The following is a 24,836-nucleotide window of genomic DNA, read 5'->3' on the forward strand; positions in this document are numbered from 1 at the left end:
GCTTTAGTTCAACAACCCCTGGTTGTGTTTCTTATAGGACATGGGAGAGACTCCCGTTACATTCTTAAACATCTTGGAGAAGTAGAGTGAATCCGTGATCCCAACGGAAGCCGAAATTTCCTGAATGTTAAGGTCGGTCTTCTGCAGCAGCATTTTGGCATTCTGGATGCGGATTTTGCTGATATATTCCGGGATAGACATTCCAGTGATCCGCTTAAAGTAACGGGAGAGGTAGGAACGGCTATAGTTGACGTGCTTACACAGCATATCCACATCAATATGCATGTAGTAGTTCTGCTCGATGAACAGAACAGCCTGCTGTACCACGCTTTCGGAGCCGGTCCGCAGGCCGGCCTCGCCGTAATGCTTTGCCCCCTGCTCAACCAGGTGGAAAATATGCAGCAGATAGCTAATGCACAGCAGCTGCCCGTTCCCCGCTTCCGGAAGCTCCTGGATCAGCAGCAGCATTTTGTTAATAATGGTATGTGTTGCAATTCCTTCCATACAGCAGTGATTAATATCGAGCCCCATCAGATTCAGATAATAGGGAATATGCTGGCCGCCAAAGGAGACCCACATAATCTCCCACGGGTCCTCGGGGTCAGCATAGTAGAAATGCTTTTCTCTGGGAATCAGGATAAACATGTCTCCCTGGTTCTGCATTTTGTTGACATGATCGCCTTGGGTTAAATAGCCCTTGCCGCTGAGGACAAACACCATTTTATAAGTCTCCAGGACGCGCGGGCCTACGACATGGTCTTTGCCGCATTTCCGGTGGCCGGCCCAGGTTATATAGGCAGACTGCTCCATTTGCGTTTTGGCCGGTGTGTAAAAATGCTGTACAATATGCTCTTCCATTTCTGCTTCACCTCAATGAAGTTGCCGTAATTTAGGTCTCTCACTGTACCGCACCGCTTTTTCTTTGTCAACCGGCCCAACTGGAAACAGCACTGCCGTCCTTTCATATTTAAAAGAGCCCCGTAAAGGGGCTCAGCCCGGCAGCATTCCGGTTACTCGGCACCGGTAACCCACTGCTCCGTGAAGGAGATAAATTTCATCGTGCGGCGGTTGCCGAAGGAATATGCTGCATGCAGACTTCCATCCTCCGCCTGCATGATGCATGGATATTCGTAGCGGCGGTTGCGGATTAAATTTTTGTGGCCGCTGAAGCCCTCACCTGTCTCCACATGACGGCGGTACGGCCACGTTCTGCCCTCATCCTCTGAAATGGCTACAGTAACAGGACAGCGTTCAAACGGCCAGACGGTAATATCCGGCTTGTCATTGAAGCGCAGATCATTGTAAATGATGGCGAGCTTGCCGCTCGCAAGCTTGATGGCGGAGATGCTGGAGTTGTTGTTCGGCAGCTCGGTGCGTACCGGTTCCGTCCAGGTCTCCCCGTTGTCATCCGATTTGGCAAAGTAAATATAGTCTGCCGCGCGGCTGCGGAAGAGCCCGATCAGCTTCCCTGGCGCCATCTCGATCACGTTGCAGTGCACACGGCCGCGGCTGCCGGGAACCTCGACGCTGCGCCAGGTCGCGCCTTCATCGTCGGAGATGTTCATGACCGTAATATCGCTGCCGTTGCGGGTATCATCATTGAAGCAGATCCAGTTCTCGAAGATCCATCTTCCGCTGGAGAGAATCTGAATTTTCTGGCGGCAGAATGAGCCTTCACGCGGGAACATAACCTCCGCCTCCCCCCAGGTATACCCGTTGTCCCTGGAAACCTTGCGGTAAATCTTGGAGGTGTACTGCAGATTGAACTCCGGCGGCTCATCGGCGGTACGGGCCCGCTGGGCCGTGTACATCACCCACAGCTCACCGTTTGGATGAAGAAACAGGGACGGATTCTGCTCGCTGAAGCCGTTATCGTCTGAAATTCTCACAGCGGGTGTCCAGGCATCCGCCCCGGCGTTCAGACGGGACATAACGATGCTGACATCCGGGTTGCCTTCATCCGAGCCGGCAAACCAGACGCAGAGCAGATCGCCGCCGGGCAGCTCCTGCAGGTCACAGGCATGGCTTGTTTCGAAATCACAGGGCAATAGGGATTCCGCCAAGCCGAGGCGGCGGTTGAAATACAGCTTTCCGTCTTCAGTAAGGTCATTTAATTCAATCATTGGATTATTTAACATAATGCACTCCTTTGGTTAAAATATATGAATTTATAGGTTTCACACGATGACTTATCCTTCTATATTACTGGCTTACTTCACAGAGCCAAGCAGAATCCCTTTCTTGAAGTACTTCTGCACAAACGGATAGATCAGCACAATCGGCACCATCGCTACGAAGATGGCCGCTGCCTTCAGGTTGCCGGGGTTCAGCATAATGCCGTCCTGGATAATCGTGCGGAAGGCCGTATTAGAATCGCCCGAGCTGATGACAAGTCTTTTCAGCATAACCTGAATCGTCTGCAGGTTCGGATTTTGCAGGTAAATAAGCGGCATCAGATACTGGTTCCAGATAAATACGGCATAGAAGACGCCGATTGTGGCCAGAATCGGTTTGGAAATGGGGAGAAAGACGCGGCTCATAACCTGAAAATCGTTGGCGCCGTCGATTTTGGCTGCTTCCTCAAGCTCTGTTGGCAGACCATCCAGGAAGGTCTTGGTAATAATCAGAAATTGTACATTGATCGCATTGGGAATAATCATTACCAGCCAATTGTCCACAAAACCAAGCTTATTCAAGACAATGTAGGCCGGAATAATTCCCGCTTCAAATACCCAGGTGAACACGAACAGGCTCATGATCAGAAAGCGGCCCTTTATTTGCTTGCGGGACAACACATAGGCCGTCATATACGTCAGCATAAGCGCAACAACTGTACCAATCGCCGTATAGATGCCCGAATTCAGCAGCCCGCGGAAAATGCCAAGACTGGAATTCGTCAAAATATATTGATAAGCTTCAAAGTTAGGGTTCTTCGGAAAGAACACGACGTCTCCTGATGCGATGCTTCTTCCGTCACTGATAGAGAGAAAGAATATATACAGGAAAGGATACGTGCAGACAAGAGCGATCAACAGCAGAAAAATATTATTGCAGATGTCGAACAGACTGATCTTTGTTCTCATCATCCTTCTCCTTTCTCAGAATAGCCGTGTATCGGAATATTTAGTGGACAGCTTGTTGGTTCCGACAACCAGAACGTAAGCAACAAGCGATTTCAGCAGATTGACTGCCGTGCCGTAGCTGTATTCCGGGAATCCTGTGCTGGCAAAGGCCAGGCGGTATACATAAGTCTGAATAACATCAGCCGTCTCATAGACGCTTTGATTGTACATAAGCAAAATCCGGTCCAGATCGACCGTGAAAATGTTGCCGACGCTGATAATCAGCATAATGGCAAGCGTTGGCTTCAAGGAAGGTAGCGTGATGTGAAACATTTGCTGAAAGCGGCTGGCACCATCCAGTGAAGCGGATTCATAGACGGATGGATCAATAGCTGCCATTGCTGCAATATACACGATTGCCGAATAGCCGAAGGTCTGCCATACCTGGAGCAGTACATAATTGCTGCGGAACCATCCCGGTTCAGCCATAAAGTAGATGGTGTCCAGGCCAAAACGGGCCAGAATATCGTTAACCAGGCCGGTCGAAGGCGAGAGCAGCGTGTACAGAATGCTGACCATAACGGCCGAAGAGATGAAATAAGGCAAGAAGCTCAGGGATTGCACGCTTCCTTTAATCCAGCGGACCCGCACCTCGTTCAGCAGCAAGGCGAACAGAATCGGAATGGGAAACGTGAATAGCAGGGAATAGAAAGCGAGAATGAGCGTATTTTTGACTAGGGTCCATATATACGGGTCTTCAAAGATTCGCTGAAAATGCTCCAGACCGACAAACGGACTGCCCAGCACCCCTCGAAAAGCGCTGAAATCCTGAAAAGCGATAATCATCCCGCCCAGCGGAGCCAGTTTGAACAATACCAGGCTGATCAAACCGGGCAAAAGCATGAGCAGCAGGAGCTTGTTCGTATTCATATAGGCGAGAAAACGGCGCATCCCCGTTTTTCGGGGAAGAGGCGTCATTCTGTCACTTGTTATCACTTTCTCCACCACCCATTTGATCTGAATTTGTACCCTGTATTTAGGTGCCGCGCCTTCCGGGGGGAAGGCGCGGCCGGTGCTGTTGTTTACTTGTACATGGCGTCGTACGCTTCTTGCTGGAGGGCTACAATCTTCTTATATCCTGCTGTTTCCATTTCGCCGAGGAAGGCGTCCCATTCACTCATTGGACGTTTGCCGTTGACGAATTCCGTCACCCCTGCGGTAACCGCCTCATTGACCTTGGCGGAAAGATCAGCCAGTTGTTTAGCCTGATCAGCCGAGTAGGTCACCTGTACACCGGTTTTCAGACTTTCGTCTGTGAACAGCTCCAGTGCAGCATTGCGTACAAGCTCGGTATTCCAGGAGTAGAACGCGTCGTTGTCAATCGGCTTGACGAAGGTGAGACGGTCGTTAAGGAAAGACCAGCGCGGTTCTCCGGCGGGCGTTGCTTCCTGCTCCGTGAAGTCCACTGTGTACTGCTTATTTCCGCCCTCATCTTTATAGCTTTCCCCTTCAACGCCCCATGAAACCAGCGTCAGGCCTTCATCGGAATAGAGATAGTCCAGGAATTTGATAATCGTCTCTGCTTTGTCTTTACTGTCTGCGTTAATAACCATCGCTCTTAGGGTGTTGTATTGGGTTTCCGTTGTCTGCACGGAAGGATTTCCGTTCAGGTCCTTCAGATAAGGCAGGATGGCAATCTTGTAGTCCGGATCGTTGTCCGGTCCTCCATTATCCATGAACCAGGATGGACGGGTCAGGTAGTCATAGCTGATGGAGCCTTGTCCTGTCAGCATTTTGGATTCCCAGCTTTCCTCCGTGCCGGAGCCTGCCACCCATTCAGGGTCGATCAAGCCTTCGCTGTAAAGGGTTTTATACCACTCCACCATTTTCTTGTATCCGTCGGAATACAGGTCAGTGCCTGTTTTGCCGTTGCCGTACACCCCTCTGGATATGCCGTCATCGTAATTCGCGGCTGCATTGAACGCGCTCTGGAAGCGGATATAGCCTTCACGGCCGACCATCGGATAGTAATTCTTATCCTCCTTGCCGTAATACGCTTTCAATTTGCGCATCGCATCGGTCAGCTGGTCAATCGTCTGCGGAGCCTCGGTAATGCCGGCCTTCTCGAAATGATCGGCGCGGTAGAAGATGAAGTCTGCAAAACGCGGAGCTTCGGCAACCAGTCCGAATATTTGTCCGTCCTTATCGGTAATCAACGTTTTGTAACTGGGGTTCTTCTCGATATAGCTCTTGATATTAGGCCCGAACTCTTCAATATAAGGAGCCAGGTCGACAAACGCGCCTTGGGCACCGTATACGGTAGCCTGTGAAACGGAAACAATACCTGAATCAGGGAAGGTACGGCTAATAATTTTCTGGTCCACGGAAGCGTAGTACTCATCATCGTTAGAGCCGCCGGGAACAAATTCAACGGTCGTGCCTGTTGCCGTTTCCACATGCGGATACCACTTGTCTTCCTTCAGCCAGTTGATAAATTTATCATGCATCAAATAAGAAAAGCTGCTGCTTCCTTCCGCCCCGCTGTTGCCGTTGTTAGAGGTATTCGTTTTTGTATTTTGTGAGCAGCCGGCCAGCACAGACCCTGAAGCAAGCAGAGCGGCAAAGACTAAATAAAACGCTTTCTTTTTTCTCATTATTAGTTCCCCCTCGAAGTGTAATTTGAAATACTAAGAGTGTCTTCAGAAGTAGTATCTCATGACCCAAGTATAAAATTAATGCAAAAATAGCTATACCTCATGGAAAATTGCGCACAAAACCTTTTTTGTGCTACTGATTTTTAATAGGAGTTGCAATTTGCAATACAATAGGCCGAAAAATTACAATAACCCTCTCGCTGTATAATCGGCCACCATACGGCGCACTTCCTCCAAGGCCTGGGGGGTGAGCGGAGCTACCGGCCGCCGGGCCGGACCAGCCGGCAAGCCGATTTCATCAAGCACAGCTTTCAGCACGGAAGGCAGGGTACCCAGCACAAAGGCTGCCCGCAAACCGCGGAGGACACGCTGCGCCTGCTCTGCCTGCTCATATTCACCGCGGCGCCAATGCTCATAAATGGCCACCACTGTTGCCGGGAAAATATTGGCCGTTGCTGCAATAGCCCCTGTGCCGCCCGCCATCAGCGTGGACAAAATCAGCGAATCCGTTCCGGCAAGGACGGAGAAGGATTCAGGTGTGCGGTCGATCAGCTGCAGAATGTTATCGAAGCTGCCGCTGCTGTCCTTGATGCCAACCACATTCGGCAATTCCGCAAGCTTGGCCACAGTCTGCACACTGAGGGTATTGCCTGTACGGACCGGAATCGTATACAGCACAAGGGGCAGCGATGTATCCCCTGCTACGGCTTCAAAATGGTATTGCAGCTCAGCCTGCGTATAGGTAAGAAAATAAGGGGTAATCACGGAAAGTGCGTCCGCTCCCGCCTGCTCCAGTCTTTGCGCCAGACGGCTGGTCTCGCCTGTTCCGGAACAGCCTGCACCTGCATATACGCGCACACGGCCGCGGGCCTCATCAATGACGATTTGCGCTACCTCCAGCTTTTCTTCAAAAGAAAGATTAAAGAATTCGCCGTTGGTCCCCAGGCAAAACAGCCCGTGCACTCCGGCATCAATGTAACGGTTCACCATCTTCCGCAGTGCCTTCTCGTCAATCTCCTCCCGCTGATCCAGCGGAGTGACCATCGCAGGTATAATTCCCTTCACTTCCAGCATGGTTCCCAGTCCCTTCCTGTTATTCATTCAGATTCATTCAGATCTATTTCAAGCGCAAACCTTCCCGGTATGTTGATGCTTAAACCGTCTGCTTCGGGGCCAGTTCAACAGCCGAACGGATCGCCTCCAGCATGCTTTTCTCATCCGCAATGCCTTTTCCCGCAATATCAAACGCTGTGCCGTGATCAACAGAGGTACGGATAATCCCGCCCTTCAAACCAACGGTAATATTAACGCCGTCCTCTATGCCCAGCACCTTAATGGGCGCATGTCCCTGATCGTGGTAGCAGGCGACAACAATATCAAAGTCTCCCCGCATGGCCCTGTAAAAAAGGGTGTCCGCCGGAGCAGGACCATATACATCCATTCCTTCCATCCGTGCTTTCTCTACGGCCGGAAGCAGCTTCTCTTCTTCCTCTCCGTTTCCGAACAAGCCGTTCTCCCCTGCATGGGGATTGATGCCGCACAGGGCAATCCGCGGGTTATTATTTCCTGCTGCCCGCAGCACCTGATCCGCGAGCTTCAGCACCTTATACGTCCGTTCCGGCGTAATCATCTCCACTGCCTTGATTAGCCCGATATGGGTTGTCAGGTGAATGACCTTGAGGCGGCCGGTGGACAGCATCATCGAGAAATCCTCCGTCTCTGTCAGCTTGGCCAGAATTTCGGTATGTCCGGGATAGAGATGCCCTCCCTTATGCAGCGCCTCCTTATTCAGCGGGGCGGTACAAATGGCCTGGACTTCACCGGACTTCGCCAGCTCAACAGCCTTGGCAATATAATGGAAGGCGGCATTTCCCGCCGCTGCGGACAATTGCCCGAAAGGAACGGCATCCGGCAGAAGCTTCAGGCTGATGCAATCAATAATCCCATGCTGGAAAAGCGCCTCAGCGGCTCCTTCTATCGGGCGAATCTTCATTGCATCCCGGCTGGAGACGGCAGCCGCCCTCTCCAGTGTTTCGGTGTCACCGACAACGAGCGGGCGGCACACCTCATAAATATCTGGATGCGATAACGCCTTCACAATAATCTCAGGACCAATACCGGCCGCGTCCCCCATAGTAATGGCAATAATCGGCTTCATCATGTCACACCTCTCTCTGCAGAGCCTTCACGGAGCGTACCAGTACCTGATCGCTTCCGAAAGCCCCCGCTTTCGTAATGATATATCTGCCCGATTCACCCGGCGTCCGCCCAAGCGGGACTCCGTTCTCCACCTCATTAATGAGCTTGATCTCCACGTCGCTTAAATGGTGGCAGACCTGCTTCGCGGTATCGCCTCCGGTCAGTACCATATGGCGGATACCGCACTCGGCGATAATCTCAGCAGCCACCCGGCCAAGCGCCGCGCTGATGCGCTCGCCCACTTCCGTAGCACTCAGGCCACCGGTGCGCCCAAGCTCAGTGACACGGTCGACCTCTTCCGGATTGCCCGGCGTATAGAGCGCCACATGCCTTCCCTCCCGGGAGATGATACCGGTTGCAAGCTCACGGACCCGGTTCAATTCCACAGCGCATGTCCCCGGGAAGAGCAGCTTATCCGATTCAACCACGAGAGCAGAGACACCGTCTTCTTTGACCAGCTCGGTCAGCTGTCGGCGCGACCACGGATTGACGCTGCCCACGACAATAAGCACACATTTCGGATCTGAATACAAGGTATTTTCCCAGTGTGTTGCCTGTCTTTTGTCCGGCCTCTCCAGTATAGCACCAGCTCCCGCTTGCTTCGGGGCTTCCCTGATGCTGCAGAGAATCTGCGTTGTCAAGGCGCCGGCCAAACCCGCTGAACCGGCCCATACCACTTTCGGACATCCCGGTCCTCCGGGGAACAAGGAAGCGATCAAGGCCAGATCCTCTTCCTGCTCCGCATCGAACACAAGGTAAGGAATGCCTGACTGGAGGCAGCCGGCAATCCGCTTATCCAGCGCAGCCCGCCCGCCTCTCAGCAGTTCCAGCGGAATAAGGGCGGCCGGATAACGGCTTTGCCGCTCAAGAATGGCAGAGAAAGCAGATTCCGTGGCCGGATGCTTGGGATCATGGGCCATCTCCGTCTCGTGCAGCGGCATCCCGTTCACATACACAACTCCTTCTGTCAGCGTGCGTCCTACCTTCGGGAAAGCCGGGGCAATAACAATGAAATCAGGCTGCAGCGTCTCATAAACCGCGTCCAGCTCACTGCCGATATTTCCGCGCAGCGTAGAATCAAACTTCTTATAGATGACAGGAGAGGTAGCTTCTCCGCCGCGCCCCAGAAACAGACATACATCCTTGACTCTCTGATAAGCCTCCTGCGGAGGAAGAGAGCGGCTGTCGGTATCAAACACAACCGCCTCCTGTTTCCCGCCGCCCGTCTTAAGCTCCAGGAGTACAGAAGTGGACAGGCCCTGACGGGCCATTTGCACCCCCGTATCATTCGCCCCGGTCAAGTCATCCGCGATGACGGCGATGTTCATTTCCTAACCCCCTCCATACAACAGCAATTACACATATACAGCAGAACGCTGCTCCAGGGAGCAGCCGCCCTGTCAATCCTCTTTTAATTTGCGCCACAGCGTTGAGCGGTTGATGCCAAGCCGCTTGGCGGCCAGCGACTGGTTCATATTCTCCTGCTCCAGAACCGTCTGGATGATATCCCGTTCAATGTCCTCCAGCGGCTGATACAGGTTCAGTTCTTCCCTGCCGGGCACCGGGGTAAGTCCGCTGCGTGCCTTCCGGCTTCCTTCCTCCAGCAGCACCAGCGCCTCTGGTTCAATGAACGGCCCCGCTGATGCCGTTACAAAGAGATCCATCACCGTGCGCAATTCGGTAAAATTACCCTGCCACGGATGCGCGAGAAGCACCTCCATGACCTCGCTCCGGATACCGGCAATCTGCTTGCCCTGACGTTCATTCGTCCAGATCAGGCAGGCGCGGATGCTGCGTTCCAGCCACGGCGTATCCCGCAGGGCCGGAAGCGGGATTCTCCGGTCCTGTAAGCTGCGCAGCAGCTTGCCGGCCAGCCGGTCCTCAGCAGCGAGCACCTCCGGATCCCTGTCGAACAGAAATACCGTCTTCATCTTACGCTTGATAATGAACTCAGCCAGCTCTCTCTGCTGCTTGGCAGAGAGCAATTCCGCTCCTTCTATGGCAGTAACGCGCCCGCCGCCGTACAGCATCAGCTCCATCATGGCCTTCAGCACCTCTTCCGATGATCTCCGGATATTGAGGTACAGAATGCCGTCCCTTGATTCGGAGAGGGCGGCGTTGATAACGTACCGCTTGCGCCCGCTGCCCTTTTCGCCATATACAGCTGCAGGATAAGCCTGAAAGTCCGTCTCCAGCCCGCCGTCTTCCCGGTGGGAGAAAAAAGGGGCTGCCGTCAGAAGGTAACTGGCCGCAAGACCGCTGCGTTCCGGTTCTTCCTCCGATGAATGCAGCATATACAGCAGGCGTTCATCCGCGGCAGGCAGCATTTGCGCCTGTAGGTACAAGCCCTGCTCCGGTTCATAAACGGATGTCACCGTGTCAAAGTCTGCCCCCCGGCCGGCGTCCCTGAGCATTTCCCGCAGACCGGGATACATGGTATACAGCGTATCTGCTGTTTCAGGAAGCCGCAGAAGCTGCTTGAACGAAGGATTGGCAAACTCCAGCTTGCCGCCTTGATCCACCGCCGCATACCCGTCTTCCAGCTTACCGAGCATGGCTTCATACATTTCATTCTTGACCTTCAGCTTCCGGGCTGATTTATAGAGCTGTCCGGCCCGCGAGAACGCTTCCATTAATGACTCCCTGCCGGAGGTAATTAATACGCCCTGCAGACCGCTTTCAGCCGCGATCTTGACCGTAATGCTGTCGCCAATGATAACCTGGATGCCTCTCGCTTTGGCGTCTGCCAGGGCAGCACTGACTTCCTGCTCCTGATGGATAACCGTGTATGAAATATCAACCTCCATCAAGCTGGACACGGACATAAAGCCTTCGATGATATTGGGAAATCCGATCATTTCACATTTGGCATTGTATCCCTGTACCAGCGTCAGGATCCGTAATATGTCGAATCCGGAAACGGGAATTTCCACAACGGGCAGATAGGAATGCTTTTGCAGCAGCTTTGCCGTCCCGCCTCTGCTGATAATGATATCGTAGCCTTCCGAGTGAATGCGGCCGATCAGCGGCAGCACCCTCGACAGATCTCCATGCTCCACTACAATCTCAAACTCCTGCAGCTCATTCTGTAAGCTTAACGTTAATTCAGATAACCCCGGGTAAGGAGCAATGACAATCGCTTTAATTTTCATGCAGCTATTCATCCTTGTTTTTTTAATGCCATTATAACCCAGCCACCGTTCATTAAGCAGCATCAAACCATTTCTTAGTGAAACAGCTTGCCGTATACCGCACCGATGTCATCCAGCGTCATCACCTTCGGGTTGTTAGCCATCAGCCGGGTAACCTGCGAGGCCGCGAGTGAAAGCCCGGGAATATCGCCGCGCGCAGCTCCGAAGAGTGTCAAATCCTGAGGAATGCTCATCTCCTGCGTCCACAGCCGGATTTGCCCGATCACCTGCTCCGCATCCCGCTGTTTTCCCTCTCCGGTCTGAAGCCCCATCGCTCCGGCCACAAGAGCCAGCCGTTCCACAATGACATCGAAATTAAATTCCATTACATGCGGCAAAAGCATGGAATTGGCTACTCCGTGAGGCACATGAAATTTCCCGCCAATCGGATAAGCCAAGGCATGTACAGCTGCCGTTCCGGCGCAGGTCAATGCCATTCCGCCGTACATGGAACCGATCAGCATATCCTCCCGCGCTTTTCTGTCGTCTCCGTGGTGATAGGCCTGCAGGATACTGGCAGAAATGCTGCGGATGGATTCAAGTGCGAACATGTCGCTGAACCGGTTGGCCTTGTTGGAAATAAATGATTCAAGCGCATGAGTATAGGCATCCATTCCTGTCGCGGCTGTAATATCACGAGGTAAACCAAGCGTCAACATCGGGTCCAGAATGACTAATGCCGGGAGCAGATACCGGCTGACAACACCGATCTTCAGCTCCTCCTCCGGTAAAGTCACAATAGCGTTGGGTGTCACTTCCGAGCCTGTGCCCGAGGTGGTGGGAATCAGGACCGTCGGAATGCCCGGATTCGGGATCAGATCCGTCCCCAGCATGTCACGGACAGAGAGGCTGTTGGTTTTCATGACAGACAGAAGCTTGACAACATCCAGCACACTGCCTCCGCCGATACCTATAATCGCATCGCAGGGAACTTCGGCTATTGCGCCGGAGAGCGCTTCCAATTGGGCGATGGTCGGTTCTGGCTGAACATCGGTATTCCAGTGCACGTCGATTCCGCCGCTCTTCAGGCGGTTTGTAACTTCATCCAGCGTGCCGCTGCTTTGAAGAAAGGGCTGGGATACAAGCAGTACCGATTTCAGAGCTCCCAGTCTTTGCAGATGCTCCACAATCCGCTCCAAGGAGCCGCAGCCCGCGATAATGCTGCGGGCCGTTTGAAAGAAATACTGTTCCATCATATCTTCTCCTCTGGATATCTTGATACATCGTATTCGAATTTAGTATAGCATATCGTTGCAATAATTCAACATTTAATTGGTTATACGAGAGTAAAATTAATTAACGTTGCTTTTTGCAACATTTTAAAGCGAAAACGACGAATACAAAGCTTACTGTGTGATCCATTAAACAAGAAAACCCGCGGAGTACTCCGCGGGGATCACACAAGCAATTTTTTTTGAGAAGAGGATTTAGTGAAGGTTAAAAAAGGTTTTTGGTCACTTTTTGAGTTAAATGTTCTATTTTCGGCATCAACACTTCATCATCAATTGCTGTCAGCTTTTCGGGCTTAAACAACTGAATCCTCTTTAATTGAAAATAATCATATAAAACTTGTTGAACCGTGAATTGATTGGTCATCAGATATTTAACATCGAACATCCCTCTTAGAATTTCATCCTGCTTTATTAAGAGCCTGCCGTTAAGTTGATTGAAAACCCCTTTTTGTTTACCTTCCTCAAAGAAAGCCAGTATCTTCTCTTCTCGCTCCCTCATAGCTTCATTAAAGCGATCAAATAAATCAGGGTAACTGGTTTCGAGGTCCTGAAGGATAATATCCGAGAAATAAACGACTAGAGATATGGTTTGTTCAAATATCTGCAAAAAGCGAGTGCCGAAACTTTGAACCGAATCCAAAGGATTGTGGGTCAGTTCCTTCATGTATTCAATAAAACCATCTACGATGAACTCGACAATTTCTTCCTTGGTTGAGAAATACTTATATAAAGTTACTCGGCTTATCTCCATTACTCTAGAAATTTCGTCCATCCGAACGGACTGAAGGCCATTTTTTCGTAAATAAGGAAGCAGCTTATTCATAAGCTTAACTCGTGTTTCGTTTTTTTTATCTGATATCTGGCTATTCACATAAAGCCCCCCTTACCTTTATTATAACCGGAATTCCGCTTTCGTCACAAACATTATTTTCAAATTATACAAAAATGATTAAAAGTGTTTACTTTGTAAATTCCTTTATGCTAAGATGTAACTCGAAGCTAAAACATATAAAAAGCGAGGTAACTAATATGAAAACGCAAAAGCTCGGTCACAGCGATATTGCCGTTTCTTCTATTGGATTGGGTATGATGGGCATGTCCCCCGGCATGTATGGCACCATTGATGATGAGGAGTCCATTAAAACCATTCATCGGGCGCTTGATCTCGGGGTAACCTTGCTTGATACTGCGGATACATATGGCAACGGCCATAATGAGGAGCTATTAGGAAAAGCGTTGAAGGGACGAAGAGAACAGGCAATTGTCGCTACCAAGTTCTCGTATGGTCCAAATTGGGAATTCATCGGAGGACACCCGGACTATGTAAAGAAAGCTATTGACGAAAGCCTTCGACGTCTTGGTCTCGATTATATCGACCTGTATTATCAACATGCGGTCGATCCTAATGTTCCAATTGAGGAGACAGTTGGTGCTATGGCTGAATTAGTTAAAGCAGGTAAAGTACGTTATCTTGGTCTTTCTAATGGCCTAAATGGATCAGTTATTAGTGCATCTACACTTCGTAAAGCCCATGAAGAACACCCTATTTCCGCAGTCCAATCGGAATACTCCATTTGGAGCCGGGAAATTGAAGAAGAAGCTCTACCTACCGTAAAAGAATTAGGAATCACTCTTGTAGCTTACAGTCCTCTAAGCAGAGGCTTTATTACGGGGGAACGTCATATGAATGAGAACTTCCAAGCTGATGATATGCGCAATCTTTTTACACGTTACAAAGGTGAGAACTTCCAAAAGAATATTAAAATCGTTGATAAACTAGCGGAAATCGCCAAAGAAAAGAACTGTACGGTACCTCAACTAGCAATTGCATGGACAGTAGAAAGAGGCACATTGCCGATTCCTGGTACGAAACGCCGTAAATATTTGGAGGATAATATCAAGGCACTTGATATTCATCTTACGTCTGATGATTTTGCCCGTATTGATGCTGTTAGTCCAAATGCGTTTGGTGGTCGTTATTAATGTAAGCTCAAACAGCCCTCATCTTGGTGTCAAGGTGTGGGCTGTTTGACGCTTACCGCGTTTACCTCAAGGAGACTACGAGACTTCTCTCAGTTATCTGCACCTTCTATTCCATCCATCCTGACCTAGGACTTTGCCTGCAAGCCCTTCGGATTCTTCCTCATGGAAGACACCCTGCCTATCCGGGCAACCTTTTAATTTCTTTCAAGTGTCGCCAGGGAAACCATTACCCAGGGAGAAAACTTATTGGACAATGCGCCTTTAGGATTGTGTATCCGGAAAAGAAAGGCTTCCCCTGCCTGATTCTTCCATACCATATAATCTACTACTCCTTTATCACCAGTAGCCTGCAAATACAATTCTGCAAACCCGAGCGGATGTTCAACCAATTCCCCGCTATAATCTTTAGCACTGCCTGTAGCGGAAAGCTCAGTTTCACCTTGTTGCTTCAGCGCAGTGAGATCGTATTCAGAAGCCAAACTTTCAATTTCCGCATAGTAGGCCGGGTCCTCGGTAAGTGATAAACGGTTAGTCTGTGCATTCAATGTGAAATCCCCAGTGATATAAAGGGAGTATCCATCACCTTGCTCCAGTGTAGCCGTTTGCCCGCTAACTCCACCCTCCTGTTCACCGAATTCCCGGGTCTCTGGCCGTTCAGAGGTCTGAGGATCAGTAGGGTCAGGAGCTGCGGACGCGGGTGCCTCCGTGGCGGAGGGAGTGGCCGAAGGTACTGGAGTGGCTGTAGCTTCAATAACTGGCGTAGTCGCTATACTTGTTGCTGTTGGCTCTGTCTCATTTGCAACTTCATTGTTGCTGCATGCGCCTAAAATTGAGGCGGATAGAATAATAGTGGCAGCTGCCGTAAATAATTGTTTGTTCATTGTATACCTCCTCTATCTGGATAATAGTTATTACCCAAAACCTGCAATCCCTCCCCCCAGAGCCCCCAGTCCGACTGCATTCCAAGGATTCCAATTTGCATTTGATCCCCATAGTTGTTTGTTCTCATTAAAAATGCTATATACTGTTGTGAATCTATTTATAGGTCATTGCGCCGGAACGAAAGGGGTAGCATTCATGTATAGAGTTGCAATATGCGATGATGAGGAGAAGCAGCGGGAGCTTGTTAAGAGAACTCTGATAGGCTTATCCATCAAGACAAATATAGAATTCCAGATGGAGTTATTCCACTCGGGAGAGCAGCTGGCCGCTCATTATGAGCGTGGCGAAGTGCCCTTCCATATTCTAATTCTTGACGTGGAGATGGGCGGAATGAATGGGATTCAGACGGCACGGAGAATCCGCGAGCTGAAGCACTTTGATGAACAGATTATTTTCCTTACCAGCTACCCTCAATATATGGTGGAGAGCTTCGATGTCATCACATTCCAGTATTTAATCAAACCGGTAGCGCCTCTCCTCCTGGAAGAGAAGATCACCAAGCTATGCCAATATTTTCAGGCCCAAGATAAGAAATTCATGGTCATTAAATCCGGTTATGATGAAGTTGTATTAAGATATGATGATATTATTGCGATTGAGGTTGCCAAAAGCCTAACGATAAAAAGCAAGCTGCATGTGATCACCAAAGCCCAAATCTATGAGAGCAAGGGCATTATTGCAGATTATGCCGCAGCTCTAAAAGACAGTAACTTCCTGCACATCCACCGTTCGATTATTATCAACCTGCTGCATGTGAAGAAGTTCGCCAGCGGCTCCGTTCTCATGTCGAATGGGATGGAGCTTCCTATAGGCCGGTCCAAGATCAAAGAGGTTAAAGATTACTACACCAAATTTATGATCATGAAGGGTAATTCGTATGATTCTATATAACCTGCCGATCGTCCTCTGTGTGCTGCTGGTGATGTGCTTTCAAACCAACTTTTTCTTCAATTCCGTCTTTGACAAGTCTGCCAGGAAGACTAACCGTATCGTTTACTTCATCATTTACGGATTGCTTTGTTTCATGTATCTAGTCATACCGATGAATTCCTATATAGCCTCTTGTGTCGCATTGCTGATGATCTTTGGTTTGGCGCAATCCTATGATGTGGAGATTAAGACCAAGATCATTTTTTCTATCCTGTATGCGGTTTTGATGACGATGGTCAGTTTTATCTCGCTTTATATTTTCTCAAGTCTAGATTCCATAGATTTCACTACCCTGGATTCGGGTAACGGGCAGGACCGGCTGACCTTTACGAAGGCATTAATCCTTAGCTGTGTGATTATGTTTGCTGTTATTCAGGTGATCAGATTCATTTCCAAACGCAGAAGCTTCTCTTTGCCTTACCGTTACTATATTTTCTTCTTGATCGTCCCCCTGATCAGTATTTATCAGATCAATGTACTTACTGTCACCAGTGAGAAAAACATCTATTATTTCATGGCGATTATCGGATTCCTGTTCCTGAATGTGATGGTCGTCTATATTTTCGATACGATTATTGATAAATTTCAATTCATGCATGAGAATACACAATTGCAGCACCAGATGAATTATCAGGATGCGAACTATGAGAAAACAGTGCACAGCTTCAAATCCATTAAGCGGATTATTCACGACACCCACCAGCAGTTTCTCTACATTGAAGAGTGTATTAAACGAAATGATTCAGCGGCGGCACTGGAGCATATCAGGGTTACCTTAAATAAAGTCGAGGATTCCTATCAGCGGGTGAACACCGGACATCTCGTTATAGATGCTCTGGTCACGAATACCCTTAATATTGGACAGGCCAACGGAATTAGAATAGATACCAGGCTTCAGCTCTATTCGCTGGAAGTAAATATTGACCGTTATGACCTGTGTGTAGTTCTGGGCAATATGCTGGATAATGCGATAGAAGCCTCTAAGAAGGTTAAGGTGGCAGAGGACCGGTACATGCTCATCCAGATTCATTCGAATGAATCTGCGCTGTTCATCCACATCCTTAATCATATGGACAAAGTGACCGCCCCCCTGCACAGCCAGAAGCCGGACCCGGAGTATCATGGCATCGGCTTAACCAATATAGCCAGAATATGCGATAAGTACGGCGGCAACATGACCATCGAGTCCGGACACAAAGTCTTTAACAATATGGCCGTCCTCCCCTTTCACACGGACAATCCTTAGACAAAACCATTGTTTAGGGATTGTTTTTTTCGTTTCAGGGTACTTCAGACCTTCTCCCTCCTTCTTGCTTGTATGATGAATCCAGGATTACATTTCGAGCAGCAACAGGAGGAGGAAATAAGGATGAAGAAGTTGATTGCAGCAGTATTGGCTTCGGTGTTAGTGATCCCCATGGCCCAGGCCTCGGCACAGGAGAAGGGGACAACCGTGGAAGAAAAGGCCCGCGCGCTGGCTTCAGAGATCATCTCCAATTATGGGGTAAGCGGACTACAGTATGCCATCAGGGATAAAGGCTCTATCACCCTGTCCGGGGGTGCCGGTGTGTACGATAAAGCCACTCAGGCACCGGTAACGAAAGATACGATGTTTGGGATTGGCTCGGTCAGTAAAATGCATGTCTCTGCCGCGGCGATGATCCTGGCGGATTCCAAGGCCATTGATATCGACAAACCCCTCACTACGTATTTACCGCAGTTTAAGATGGCCGATGCCAGATATAAGGACATCACACCGCGGATGTTAATGAATCATTCGTCAGGTCTTTACGGCAGCCACTATGGCAACAGCATGCTGCTGGATGACAACGACACACAGAATCATGATGAATTACTGTCAAGACTGGAGTCCGAACATCTGAAATCCGATCCCGGAGAATATTCCGTCTATTGCAACGATGGGTTCCAGCTGCTCGAGCTCATGATTGAGCAGGTGAGCGGTTTAAGCTATTCCGAATTCCTGGACCGGTACCTGAGCAGTCCACTGCAGTTAAGCTCCACCAAAACGCCGCTCGATACGTTTGACAGACAGCAGCTGGCCAAAACCTATTTCCCGGGGCTGGAGCAGGCTCTGCCCGTTGAGAACGCCAACGTTATTGGTGCCGGTGGAGTCTATTCCACGGCAGAAGAACTGACCGAGTTTGCTGAAGTGCTGATCGGAAACCGTACGGATATTTTATCCGAAGCCTCCGTCAAGGCTATGCAGAAGCCTGAATATAAGAATGGAATCTGGGTACCGGATGAACGAAACACCTTCAGCTATGGTCTGGGCTGGGATGCTGTGAGTCTGGCCCCGTTCAGCGATTACGGAATCACTGCTCTAACCAAAGGCGGGGATACCATTATGTATCATGCTGCGCTGACTGCAATACCCGAATCGGATATTTCGATTGCTGTACTCTCCTCCGGCGGGAGTTCGATCTTCAATACGATTTTCGCCTCGAATATCCTGCTGGAGTACTTGAAGGATACCGGGAAGATTGACAAGCTCCTGCCGGACTCAACCTTCGAACCCCCGGTAAAAGCGGCCATGCCCGCTGAGTTGAAATCCTATTCGGGATTATACGGCACAGTAGGCGCTACAACAGCCATAACGGTTAAGGACGGGGAGCTTGACCTGCCTGCCCTGGAAGGCGGACTGATCCCCGCACAGAAATATATCTATACAGGCAACGGGCAATTCAAGAGCAGCGATGGCCGTTCCGCCGTAAGCTTCGATCTGCAGAAGAACGGCATAACCTACCTAAAGCTTAATGCCGAGTTGGATTTCCCCGGAGCCGGCCAGATGGTGATGGTAACCTACGAATATCAGAAGCTGGAGTCCAATCCTCTAACCCCAGTGACGAAGCAGGCCTGGGAAAAGAGAAACGGGAAAAATTACTATGCTTTGGATGAGAAGATCAATTCATTATTTTATCTGTCCCCTGCGATCCTAATGAAGAATATCGCTGTGGATGAGGGGTATGCCTCAGGCACCCGGATTGTGGATGAGCACCAAGCCGTCAATGCGGCTGAAATACCGGTCATGAACGGAAGAGATGCGTTTGACTTGAATTTCTATACGAAGAACGAAGCGGAGTATTTAACCATCGATGGCAATGCTTATATCAGCGAAGATGCGGTTCAGCCTATATATGGAGGCCGGTCATCAATCAGTACGGTACCCGCTAATGGTCAAGGGATATGGTTCAAGATCGGTGAGAAGTCAGCCGGCAAAACGATGACTGTAACTGCTCCGGCAAGCGGCGGCTTCGCTGTCTATGATGCCGACGGGATGATCGTAAACTTCTCTGTGGTGACCAAAGATTCTTCGGGAGTCTTGCCGCAAGGCGGTATGGTTGTGTTTGGCGGTCAGGCCGGAGATGTATTTAAGATTAATATCAAATAACAGAACAGCCGCAGGGCACCGGTATGATGACGGTACTCTGCGGCTGTTATTTGTTCATGATTAATTATTCATGAAGACAACCCCGTATTCGGGAAAAGCCTCCGTCCATTTGGCAATCGTCTTCGGCAGTTCAGTTGTATTCGGCACGTTGGTGTAGAACCGGACAATGGCAATATCGAATTCCTCTAGGCTGTTCTCCTCATCCGTGTCGAGTACCGCTGCCCAATAGTGGCCCTGTTTGTCATACATAATAATCGCTTCTGTCAGTGTAAACAGTCCGCGCACGCCGCCTGAGATTACGCTTGCACCCAGACCATCCAGATCCTTCGGCTTATCCAGCAGCTGCATGCTGTACAGGAACAGATCGTAATCATCGCCTACCACTGTGCGGAAGGCCTTGTCTTCTGCCGCTGTCTTGAATACACCTGTATCCTTCAGCGTGTAGACGCCCTCTTTGTACGGACCTCGGGCATATTCGCCGGTGTAGGTTACATTCGCTCCCGCAGAGTATACTGGCGAAGGGCTGGTTACATACAACTGGCCGTTCAACAGGTAGAAAAAGACAACTGAACCGTCCTCTTCCTTGTATACAGCCATCCGTTTGCGGACCACGGCTGACTCCTCATACAGCTGGCCGGAATGGCCGCCATCAAATGCATCGATGGAAAAGGTCAGCTTATCGCTTTTGACGTTGCTGAATTCTACATACCCCCCATAGAAAGGCGATTTGCTCGCCATATACCATTCGCCGTTCCACTCGGTAGCTGCCGGAACCTTAACACTCTTGGCGGCTGTTGCCGTCAACGCCTCTACCGGCAGCTGGCGGGTACCGTCCGGATTGCTCCATACCCCGGCAAAGCCGGTGCCGGCAATCCACCAGCCCTCGAAGCGGCCCGTTTCTTTGCCTTTGGCATCGTATTCATACATATTGACTATTTTGCCGCTGACATTACCTGTGAGCTTGATCGTCTTTTTGTATTTGTCGTAATAATAACTGCCGGTCAGCTTCCCGCTGCTCTCAATCTTGACCGACATATGAATCGGCAGATTTCCATTGATTGCACCGGTCAGCGGCACCAGTCCGTTCGTAGCCGGACTCTGTGTTGCCGCCGCTGCGACCTGAACCGGAGCAGCCTTGTCTTGTACCGGAGCGGCAGCCGCCGGGATACTGAAGAGTGCGGGCAGCAGCAGCGCGGCAGCCAGCAGTGTACCTATTTTACGTATCATAATGGACCTCCCTCTCATGCCATCTACAACAGATATATTACACTGTATGCCATGAATTACCCTATTGTTGTCAGATAGACCCTCAGATTATCAAGACTCTGGAGAAAATTAACGGCAAGCGGGTACTCTATGATGTGCAATCTAAATGGTTTGGGTAATGACAACTAAAGAAAAGGAGTTGATTAGGGATGCCAGAATCTCATCATGACAAACCGAAGCAGGAGGTCTCTATAGAAACCTTCGCCTTCAAGGCCGACAAGCTGCTGCCGAATAACCCGGAGCTTCCGGCAGTTCTGTATAAAGGTGCATTTAAGAAGAATCCGGAAAGCGCAGAACAGATCTTCAATGACAACGGCTGGCGGAACAGCTGGGTGAACGGGGTATTCAGCTATCACCATTACCACAGCAATGCGCATGAGGTGCTCGGTGTGATGTCCGGCAGCGCCAGCCTGCAGCTGGGCGGCGATGCCGGCTGCAGGGTTGAAGTGTCGGCCGGAGACGTACTGGTGCTGCCTGCCGGTACAGCGCATAAGCGGCTCACTTCCTCGCAGGACTTCCGCATCGCCGGCGCTTATCCCGGCGGAGCAGATTACAACACCCGCCGGGCCACGCCGGACGACTTCGCAGCGGCGCTCCCTGAAATCGGCCAAGTGCCGCTGCCGGATAGTGATCCTGTTTATGGTGAGGCAGGTCCGCTGTTGAAGGTTTGGGAGGCAGAGGGTTAATGTGATCCCACTTTTGCTCTTAGGTTTACATTTACGAAGCGGTACAACAAATAACCCATCAAGTATTACCTTACTACATCCGGTTCACTTCATTCAAAAATAGGGCAAGTAGTATTGGATCCTTAAAACCTATGCATAACTTCATTAAACTAATCACAAGGGTACTCGCATAACATTTGAGAACTCAGGTGAATAGAAGAACATTTCGAAGTGGTTTAGCCCACGCATGGACTTCCAGCCATGCCTTCGAAAAGGTTATAATCCTGAAATGCCATCAGCACCCCGTACATTGGTAAATAACTGAATATAAAGATTAGCAACACTGCGGGGAGAACCATAACCTGAAGTTCCCATTGTTTGGATAACTCGTATAATTTCTCGTTTTCCCTTTTATAGATCATATCTTTAATAGGAGAGTGCAGCAATGATAACTTACAGGAACAACGTTTTGTTCAAGAAGGTCTAATACACATTCAATACGTATAATGCTTGAAAATCCATCTGTGAACTCCCTTTTTAGTACATAAACCAACGAAAAATAGCAGAGATTACGATTACGTCCGGTTAGGATAATAAAAATGCCCTCAAAAGACAATTTAGCCATTGTCTTTTTGAGGGTATTTTTGTGTTCAAAAAATAACCAGTTATAATAGGTCATTCAATGAAGATACAACTAGACCTTCTAGTGAAACCGGATGCCCCTGGGGATCTGTAAATTCAACAACTTTAGACTCTCCAGGCAGCAGATCAAAGTAATTGTTACTGCAGCGAACATGCTCGCGAGGCAATTCAAGTTTTACCATACGAACCAAACTACCTACTGCTGTAACCGTGATCATTCCCTTCATTTCTTCGAATTGAACTTGAAGCTCTGCGGCTTGCAATTCGATATCTTTGGGATCACAAAGATAATAGGTATTCTCCGGTGCAGCAAAATTGGAGGCCGATAAACGTACAAATGTCCTGGATAGTGGATTTCCGTTTAAGAGTTGCTCTTTCTTAAGTACAGCCGCTTGGAAAGAGCTGTTTTCCGGAATGTCTACACAGATATCCTGTGCATACAGAAGTTTTCCCGAAAAATCGTACGTCTCCAGCCTTACCGCACCAGTTATGGCTTCCAGTCTATCATTGACTACCCATATCTGTACTTCTTCCCCCTCATCGTATACCAGGCTAAGAAGAAGCGGATGAAAGAACGTACGGGCATAGTAATACGAAGCCTTAGGCATTAGCTCATAATCAATCAGCGACCAACTCGTACCGGGCCATGAATCCCCGAGCTGCCAAATTAAAGCCCCGCTATTGTGCGGCTTCATTCTCCTGTAATGCTCAACCCCATACTTCAGGCCCTCTGCCTGTGTCAGCATAGAGTAATTCATATATTCCTCTATATTCCGGGGTACTCCTGTGTACCCTTCCATTAACAACAGACCTTTTTTATGATTGGTATCTTTATTCCGGTATGCCATTTCTTCACTGCCCAAATGAAACTGACCCTCTGGAATATACTTTTCTAATGTATAGCGGTTTGCTGAAGCATGCAGCCCGAATTCACTGCTAAATAATGCCTTATCGCTCTTGAAATTTTTGAAACTGACTCCTTCCACCGTGTAATTGATAACCGGCACTTCACCCGCCTTGCGCGGGTACACTGAGCCATGCCATACCTGCCAATTATGCCGGTCACCTATCTCCGGGTCGTTGGCATCATTTCCTCCAAAAGGTGATGATGGCCAATAGGGCCTACTCTCATCCCAAACAGAGAGCAGACTTGGAAGCAGCTCGTGATAGATCCGTCTGCCATAGAATGGGCAGTTAATATCTCCCGCAGACAATTTCATATCGTATAACCAGTCAATTTCGTTATTACCGCACCATATCGCCAAGGAAGAATGATTACGCAAGCGCTTGATATTATCAATGGCTTCACGCGTTATATTCTCCATAAAATTGCGGCTGAAGTCAGGGTACAGTGCATTGGCAAAAGGGAAGTCCTGCCATACCAAGATACCTTGCCTGTCACACTCATCATAAAAAATATCCTTCTCATAGATTCCTCCAGCCCAAACACGCAGCATATTCATATTTGAGGAGGCAGCAAGCTCTATTAAATCTGCATACTTGGCTTCAGGTATTGCCCCTATAAGGTGATCAACGGGAATCCAGTTTGCACCTTTAGCATAGATCGGGACCTTGTTCAACAGAAATGTAAATGTTGGATGCCCTTCTGCAGTTTGTGTCTGCAGCTCAATCGTTCTGATCCCAACGCGTTCGGTACGCACATCTAAAATCTTAGCTCCTACGGACAGCTCTGTCTGCAGCTCATACAGGGCCGGAGTTCCCAGATCATGTGTCCACCAAAGCTGGGGATCAGGCACAGTAAGGATTGCCTCTAGCTTCAGCGGACCGCCCGCTATCACAGTGTCCATTGAAACAGCTGCTGAAGCGGCCAACTCACCGGAAGAATCCAATAGAGTAAAACGACAAGTATATTCCAAGCCCTTCTTCTTATTGAAATAGTCCTCCCAGCTCCGGTTGCCTCCAATCTCTACTTCCGCTTCGAGAGCAATCTTCGCACTAGTCTGATCAAATTGCAGCGTTCTGGCGTATACACTCTCTAGTCTTGCTTCGTTCCAGACAGTGAGAATTACGGGTCCACAAATACCGGCAGTTACCATCCGCGGACCCCAGTCCCATCCAAAATTCATCGCCGCTTTGCGTATCCAGGGACGTTCTTTCGTATAAGAGGACCACTGAAGCGGTTCAAATTTTCTATGATAAGCAGCAAGCGGATCGAATCTTACAGCAATAGTATTTCGTCCAGATTGAAGGAGACCCGTGACATCGAAGGAGTGGGACATCAGCATGTTGTCTGTTCTGCCGACTTCCAAGCCGTTGACATATAGAGTAGCCAGTGTATCCAGTCCTTTGAAGGTTAACTTGGTCCGTTCCTCTTGACTCTTGGGTGAATATTCAAAAAAGGTTCTATACCACCACTCTTTGTCTTCTATCCACCGGGAGGACTGATCATTATGCCCATAGTATGGCGAAGGAATGATCCCCCGCTTAATTAGTGTGGAATGTACATCCCCCGGCACTTCAGCAGCCATCCAGAAACGATCATCAAATGCAAGTCGTGAGCACTCGGCCGGTGCCGTTCCCGGGTCAAACCCTTGCATTCTCCAGGACTGCGCCAGCTCGAGTTGAACCACTTCATTAACATTGTTCATACGATGTATTCACCTATGGTATTGAAATTGCGGATAGGAGTGGGCTCCAGTT

19 protein-coding genes and 1 pseudogene are annotated in these 24,836 nt (G+C 49.4%); 5 read left to right on the top strand and 15 right to left on the bottom strand.

The genetic code is table 11. From position 1 onward, the window contains the following. Positions 1-3: 3 nt before the first annotated feature. The 11 genes from NSU01_RS25490 to NSU01_RS25540 form a co-directional block, all read right to left on the bottom strand. Positions 4-858, bottom strand: a complete 855-nt coding sequence (locus NSU01_RS25490) for an AraC family transcriptional regulator (protein WP_042139038.1) — start codon at positions 856-858, stop codon at positions 4-6. A gap of 152 nt (positions 859-1,010) precedes the next feature. Then, a complete protein-coding gene (locus NSU01_RS25495; protein WP_197074268.1) occupies positions 1,011-2,138 on the bottom strand; it encodes a sialidase family protein in 1,128 nt (375 codons plus the stop codon). A gap of 72 nt (positions 2,139-2,210) precedes the next feature. After that, positions 2,211-3,086, bottom strand: a complete 876-nt coding sequence (locus tag NSU01_RS25500; RefSeq protein ID WP_052421997.1) for a carbohydrate ABC transporter permease — start codon at positions 3,084-3,086, stop codon at positions 2,211-2,213. Positions 3,087-3,098: 12 nt separating this feature from the next. Then, positions 3,099-4,058, bottom strand: a complete 960-nt coding sequence (locus NSU01_RS25505; RefSeq protein ID WP_197074269.1) for an ABC transporter permease subunit — start codon at positions 4,056-4,058, stop codon at positions 3,099-3,101. Between the two features lie 86 nt (positions 4,059-4,144). After that, positions 4,145-5,716, bottom strand: a complete 1,572-nt coding sequence (locus tag NSU01_RS25510; protein ID WP_076243763.1) for an extracellular solute-binding protein — start codon at positions 5,714-5,716, stop codon at positions 4,145-4,147. Positions 5,717-5,899: 183 nt separating this feature from the next. Next, positions 5,900-6,817, bottom strand: a complete 918-nt coding sequence (gene dapA / locus NSU01_RS25515; RefSeq protein WP_256703845.1) for a 4-hydroxy-tetrahydrodipicolinate synthase — start codon at positions 6,815-6,817, stop codon at positions 5,900-5,902. 52 nt (positions 6,818-6,869) lie between these two features. Next, a complete protein-coding gene (pdxA, locus tag NSU01_RS25520; RefSeq protein ID WP_076244094.1) occupies positions 6,870-7,874 on the bottom strand; it encodes a 4-hydroxythreonine-4-phosphate dehydrogenase PdxA in 1,005 nt (334 codons plus the stop codon). A 4-nt stretch (positions 7,875-7,878) separates the two neighbouring features. After that, positions 7,879-9,243, bottom strand: a complete 1,365-nt coding sequence (locus tag NSU01_RS25525; protein WP_076243764.1) for a four-carbon acid sugar kinase family protein — start codon at positions 9,241-9,243, stop codon at positions 7,879-7,881. 72 nt (positions 9,244-9,315) lie between these two features. Further along, entirely contained in the window at positions 9,316-11,067 is a 1,752-nt protein-coding gene (locus NSU01_RS25530; RefSeq protein ID WP_076243765.1) for a PrpR N-terminal domain-containing protein, read from the bottom strand. 74 nt (positions 11,068-11,141) lie between these two features. Next, a complete protein-coding gene (locus NSU01_RS25535) occupies positions 11,142-12,302 on the bottom strand; it encodes an iron-containing alcohol dehydrogenase (protein ID WP_076243766.1) in 1,161 nt (386 codons plus the stop codon). Positions 12,303-12,543: 241 nt separating this feature from the next. Next, positions 12,544-13,209 (bottom strand): TetR/AcrR family transcriptional regulator, encoded by a 666-nt coding sequence (locus NSU01_RS25540; protein WP_042139044.1) that lies wholly within the window; start codon positions 13,207-13,209, stop codon positions 12,544-12,546. A gap of 158 nt (positions 13,210-13,367) precedes the next feature. Here NSU01_RS25540 and NSU01_RS25545 point away from each other — a divergent pair, with 158 nt between their 5' ends. Beyond that, positions 13,368-14,321, top strand: coding sequence for an aldo/keto reductase (locus NSU01_RS25545; protein ID WP_076243767.1), 954 nt, complete (start codon positions 13,368-13,370; stop codon positions 14,319-14,321). A 194-nt stretch (positions 14,322-14,515) separates the two neighbouring features. Here NSU01_RS25545 and NSU01_RS25550 read toward each other — a convergent pair whose 3' ends face one another. Beyond that, on the bottom strand, positions 14,516-15,202 hold the full coding sequence (locus tag NSU01_RS25550; RefSeq protein ID WP_076243768.1) for a hypothetical protein: 687 nt from the start codon (positions 15,200-15,202) through the stop codon (positions 14,516-14,518). Positions 15,203-15,398: 196 nt separating this feature from the next. Here NSU01_RS25550 and NSU01_RS25555 point away from each other — a divergent pair, with 196 nt between their 5' ends. The 3 genes from NSU01_RS25555 (at position 15,399) to NSU01_RS25565 (ending at position 19,602) form a co-directional block, all read left to right on the top strand. Beyond that, complete coding sequence (locus NSU01_RS25555; RefSeq protein ID WP_076243769.1) at positions 15,399-16,154, top strand: LytTR family DNA-binding domain-containing protein; 756 nt, start codon at positions 15,399-15,401, stop codon at positions 16,152-16,154. Then, positions 16,141-17,439, top strand: coding sequence for an ATP-binding protein (locus NSU01_RS25560; protein ID WP_042139048.1), 1,299 nt, complete (start codon positions 16,141-16,143; stop codon positions 17,437-17,439). The genes NSU01_RS25555 and NSU01_RS25560 overlap by 14 nt, the downstream gene beginning before the upstream one ends. A 123-nt stretch (positions 17,440-17,562) precedes the next feature. Further along, on the top strand, positions 17,563-19,602 hold the full coding sequence (locus NSU01_RS25565; RefSeq protein ID WP_042139049.1) for a serine hydrolase domain-containing protein: 2,040 nt from the start codon (positions 17,563-17,565) through the stop codon (positions 19,600-19,602). Positions 19,603-19,662: 60 nt separating this feature from the next. On the opposite strand, the gene NSU01_RS25570 is transcribed toward NSU01_RS25565, so the two are convergent. Further along, positions 19,663-20,829 (bottom strand): hypothetical protein, encoded by a 1,167-nt coding sequence (locus tag NSU01_RS25570; protein ID WP_076243770.1) that lies wholly within the window; start codon positions 20,827-20,829, stop codon positions 19,663-19,665. A gap of 188 nt (positions 20,830-21,017) precedes the next feature. On the opposite strand from NSU01_RS25570, the gene NSU01_RS25575 reads away from it, so the two are divergent. Further along, positions 21,018-21,554 carry a cupin domain-containing protein gene (locus NSU01_RS25575; protein WP_076243771.1) on the top strand — a complete coding sequence of 179 codons (537 nt, stop codon included), beginning with the start codon at positions 21,018-21,020 and terminating at the stop codon, positions 21,552-21,554. Between the two features lie 85 nt (positions 21,555-21,639). On the opposite strand, the pseudogene NSU01_RS25580 reads toward NSU01_RS25575, so the two are convergent. Together NSU01_RS25580 and NSU01_RS25585 are read right to left on the bottom strand one after the other, a co-directional pair. Continuing rightward, a pseudogene (locus tag NSU01_RS25580) lies at positions 21,640-21,955 on the bottom strand (sugar ABC transporter permease); the annotation flags it as partial. Between the two features lie 243 nt (positions 21,956-22,198). Further along, positions 22,199-24,784 (bottom strand): glycoside hydrolase family 2 protein, encoded by a 2,586-nt coding sequence (locus NSU01_RS25585; RefSeq protein ID WP_076243772.1) that lies wholly within the window; start codon positions 24,782-24,784, stop codon positions 22,199-22,201. Positions 24,785-24,836 lie beyond the last annotated feature (52 nt).

It is taken from the genome of Paenibacillus sp. FSL H8-0259, from assembly GCF_037963255.1.
GTDB lineage: Bacteria > Bacillota > Bacilli > Paenibacillales > Paenibacillaceae > Paenibacillus_AQ > Paenibacillus_AQ phytohabitans.